The sequence below is a fragment of the Rhodococcus chondri genome (genome assembly GCF_036327435.1).
Taxonomy (GTDB): Bacteria; Actinomycetota; Actinomycetes; order Mycobacteriales; family Mycobacteriaceae; genus Rhodococcus; species Rhodococcus chondri.
Map to the genome: position 1 here is coordinate 1 of NZ_JAUZMZ010000283.1, position 3696 is coordinate 3696.

General features: G+C 67.7%; 4 protein-coding genes and 1 pseudogene. 4 read left to right on the forward strand and 1 reads right to left on the reverse strand.

All coding sequences use genetic code 11. The features are described 5' to 3' along the window. From Q8814_RS24970 to Q8814_RS24980, 3 genes and pseudogenes are all read left to right on the forward strand, one after another. Nucleotides 1–428 (forward strand): annotated as a pseudogene (locus Q8814_RS24970) (aminotransferase); the annotation flags it as partial. Between the two features lie 273 nt (nucleotides 429–701). Further along, nucleotides 702–2111, forward strand: a complete 1410-nt coding sequence (locus Q8814_RS24975; protein WP_330154648.1) for a hypothetical protein — start codon at nucleotides 702–704, stop codon at nucleotides 2109–2111. A 22-nt stretch (nucleotides 2112–2133) separates the two neighbouring features. Then, nucleotides 2134–2712, forward strand: coding sequence for an HhH-GPD-type base excision DNA repair protein (locus tag Q8814_RS24980; RefSeq protein ID WP_330154649.1), 579 nt, complete (start codon nucleotides 2134–2136; stop codon nucleotides 2710–2712). A gap of 78 nt (nucleotides 2713–2790) precedes the next feature. Here the strand turns inward: Q8814_RS24980 and Q8814_RS24985 are convergent, their stop codons facing one another. Further along, a complete protein-coding gene (locus tag Q8814_RS24985) occupies nucleotides 2791–3147 on the reverse strand; it encodes an Rv2640c family ArsR-like transcriptional regulator (protein WP_330154650.1) in 357 nt (118 codons plus the stop codon). Between the two features lie 95 nt (nucleotides 3148–3242). On the opposite strand from Q8814_RS24985, the gene Q8814_RS24990 reads away from it, so the two are divergent. Then, nucleotides 3243–3696: ArsI/CadI family heavy metal resistance metalloenzyme (locus Q8814_RS24990; RefSeq protein WP_330154651.1), on the forward strand; the 454-nt coding region annotated here is incomplete at its 3' end.

Here is a 3696-nt window from a genome sequence, read left to right on the forward strand (position 1 = left end):
TCAAGACGATCGGGCCCGACAAGCTCAACCAGCTGCGGCACCTGCGTTTCTTCGGCGACGCCGAGGGCGTGCGCGCCCACATGGCGAAGCACCGCGAGATCCTCGCACCCAAGTTCGCGCTGGTCCGCATGATCCTCGAAGATCGGCTCGGCACGTCGAAGGTCGCGTCCTGGACCGAGCCGAAGGGCGGATACTTCATCAGCCTCGACGTGGTCGACGGCACCGCGAAGCGGGTCATCGCACTCGCGAAGGATGCCGGCATCGCGCTCACCGGCGCGGGTTCGGCGTTCCCCTACAAGAACGACCCGGACGACAAGAACATTCGCCTGGCACCGAGCTTCCCGTCCCTCGACGAACTCGCGACGGCGATGGACGGTGTCGCGACGTGCGTGCTGCTCGCTGCGAGCGAGAAGGCACTCGGCAGGTAACGCCCGACTCGAAACCCCGACGCCCGCCGTCGCGCCCGGCCGGACCCGAGCAGGTCCGCGAGCGCGGCGGCGGCGGCGTTTCTGCGACAGGAAACCCGTTTGCTCCCAGCCTGTGGACAAACCTGTGGAAAACCGGTGGACCGAGGGTGGACAACTTTGCTCGGGCCGCGCTGACCTCCTGAAATGACCTGAATGGGCTTTTCCACAGAGAAGTGCCATACTGCCGGATCAGGGTCGCCGCGCTCCGCGGCGGGTTCGGAAGTGGTGAGTGTGATGGAAGACCGCGCTCTCGTGAAATCCGGAACCGGCGCAACTACGGTCGCGTCTGTCACCGGCTGCAACGGTGTGCTGAAGGTTGTTCTGCTGGCTCTCGACATCGACTGCGGTCCGCAACCGCCGTCCGTGGCGGCCGTCGAGGCCGTCGAGCCGTTCCTCCCGGCCCGGATCGGTGCCGCTCCACCGTCGGACCACAGTGTCCGCCCGGCCAGTCTGCTCGCGTACCGGCATGTCACGGACCCCACGTCACCGCCGGTGGCGTTCGGCGTCCCGACTGCGGCGTTGCGGGCGGATCAGCTCGCCGCGCGCCCCTACGTCGGGCATCCCGCGACGTGCCTGTCGCTGTGGGAGATCCCCGGCAACGGGCTCGTCCTGGCACTGGAGAGGCTCTCCGACAACAGCTCGCGTCTCGTCGACTCGCGGATCGACCCGCTGGACGAGGGCGCCGAGTTCCGGACGGCGATCGACGGGTTCCTCGCGCCCTTCGGGCTGAGCATGGAATCCGGTCCGAACGAGCTGTTCCCGGGTCTGAACAGGTTGATGCCGGTGCCCGAGACATACCGGCCGCTGCGCGAGCTGGTGGTGTATCGGCACCGCGGCGGCACCGGTGCGGTGATCGAGGCCCTCGCGATCGAGGTGCTTTCCAGTGGCGGCGACCGGGTTCGCGAACTCGTCGACGGCTCCGGATCGCTCTCGCGCGCGGCACGGCCGCGAGGCCGGGCCTGGGCGTGGGACCGGATCACACTCGGCGATCGGCCGGTACAGCCGGGTGCGGCGATCGCCGTCCGAGAGGACGCCGCTGCCGTGCTGTTCGACCTCGAAGCCACCGTCGCGGGTCACGACTACCTCGGCTGTGGAACCCGGGAGATGATCTACGCACTGTTGCCGTGGGTCGCGCTCCGGGCCGGATCTTCGACGGATTTCTGGCGGGTGCTGAGCCACCTGCGCAGTCGCGAGGATCTGGCCGGTGACCGGCTCGTCGCTGCGCTCGACGACGTCGCGACGATGCAGGCCCGCAAGATGGAGCGTGCGCTGCTGCACAAGGAATCGCAGCACGACGCGCGGTGCCCCTCGTGGACGGGATCCACGCAGCTGCGGTCGCTGCTGGTGCGCCGCGTCTACGCCGACAACGCCGAGCTCGACGCGGAGCTCGCCGAGGCCGTTCGCGTGGTCGAGCATTCCCAGCTGCGCAGCACGGAGTTGCGCGGCGAGCGGCACAGCCGGTTGGCCCGGGGATGGTCGGTCGCGGCCGGTGCGCTCGCGATCGTCGTGTTGTTCGCGGCCCTCGCCACGGTGCCCGTCGTGGTGCAGCCGACCCTGTTTCCTCATTGGGTACCGGCGGTGATCACGGTGGCCGCGCTCACCGGCACCGCGATCACCGCGGCGGTCCTGTGGCGGCGACAGTGACGGCCGGTGCATGATCGATCCCATGGCATCGACGTTGAATCTGGTCGGAGATCCGGACGCCGACACTTTGCTGGCGGAGAATCCGCTTGCGTTGCTGATCGGCATGCTGCTCGATCAGCAGGTTCCGATGGAGACGGCGTTCGCCGGGCCGAAGAAGCTCGCCGACCGGCTCGGCGCTCTCGACGTGCATGCGATCGCCGAGGCCGATCCGGACGAGTTCATCGCGGTGTGCGCCCGGCCGCCTGCGGTGCACCGTTTTCCGAAATCGATGGGGCAGCGCATCCAGGCGCTGTGCGCCGCCATCGTCGACGACTACGACGGGGACGCCGCCGCACTGTGGATCTCGGGAGACCCGGACGGCAAGGAAGTGCTGAAGCGGTTGAAGGCGCTACCGGGCTACGGCGATCAGAAGGCACGGATCTTCCTCGCGTTGCTCGGGAAGCAGCGGGGTGTGCAGCCGGCCGGGTGGCGTGCGGCCGCGGGCGACTACGGGCTGGAGGGGTCGCGGCGGTCGATCGCGGACGTCGTCGACGAGCAGTCGCTGCGTGAGGTGCGCGAGTTCAAAAAGGCGACGAAGGCTGCGGCCAAGGCCGGCAAGTAGTTTCGTCCCTGCACTGTGGCGGCCGATGTGGTGGTGTCATGGAGCGGTTCGGATCGGTTGCCGTCCCGCGACGCGAGTTCATCTGCAGCAGCCGGGATTCAGCACTGCGCCCAGCGCAGCCAGCGCATCGTGGTGGACGCGATGGTAGACGTTCATGCCGCGACGCTCGGACGCGATCATGCCGGCGTTGCGCAGCTTGCCCAGGTGGTGGCTGACAGTCGACTCGGACAGGTCGACGGCGGCGGCGAGGTCGCACGTGCATGCCGCGTCGTCGCCGGTGAGCAGAATCGACATCAGCTTGAGGCGCACCGGGTCTGCGAGTGCTTTCAGGCGGAGTGCGAGGTGCAGTGCGTCGTCGTCGGAGATGGGGACGGAGGCCATCGGAGCGCAGCAGATGGGCGCGGAGACGTCGAGGACGGGCAGTGCCTTGGGCATGGTTCCGATCATCCCGACCCTCTTGACATATGTCAAAATCCTGAGGACAGTGAAGTCCATCTGATTCGATATAAGTCACAAAGGTGGTGCCAGTGATGTCCCGAGTCCAGCTCGCACTCAACGTCGACGACCTCGAAGCGTCGATCCGGTTCTACTCGACGCTGTTCGGTGTCGAACCCGCGAAGCGCAAGCCCGGGTATGCGAACTTCGCGATCGCCGACCCGCCGCTCAAGCTCGTATTGCTCGAGAATGCCGGTGCGGGCGGCACGATCAACCACCTCGGCGTCGAAGTGGAGTCGAGCGACACGGTGAAAGCAGAGATCGCCCGCCTCACCGCTGCCGAAATGATCACCGCCGAGGAGATCGGCACCACCTGCTGCTACGCGACGCAGGACAAGGTCTGGGCGACCGCCCCGGACGCCGAGAAATGGGAGATCTACACGGTGCTCGCCGACAGCGACACGTTCGGCACCTCGCCCGATCTGCTGGCGGACCAGCAGGACTCGGTGTGCTGCGGAGCGCCCGTCGACCAACCGGCAGCAGACGCCG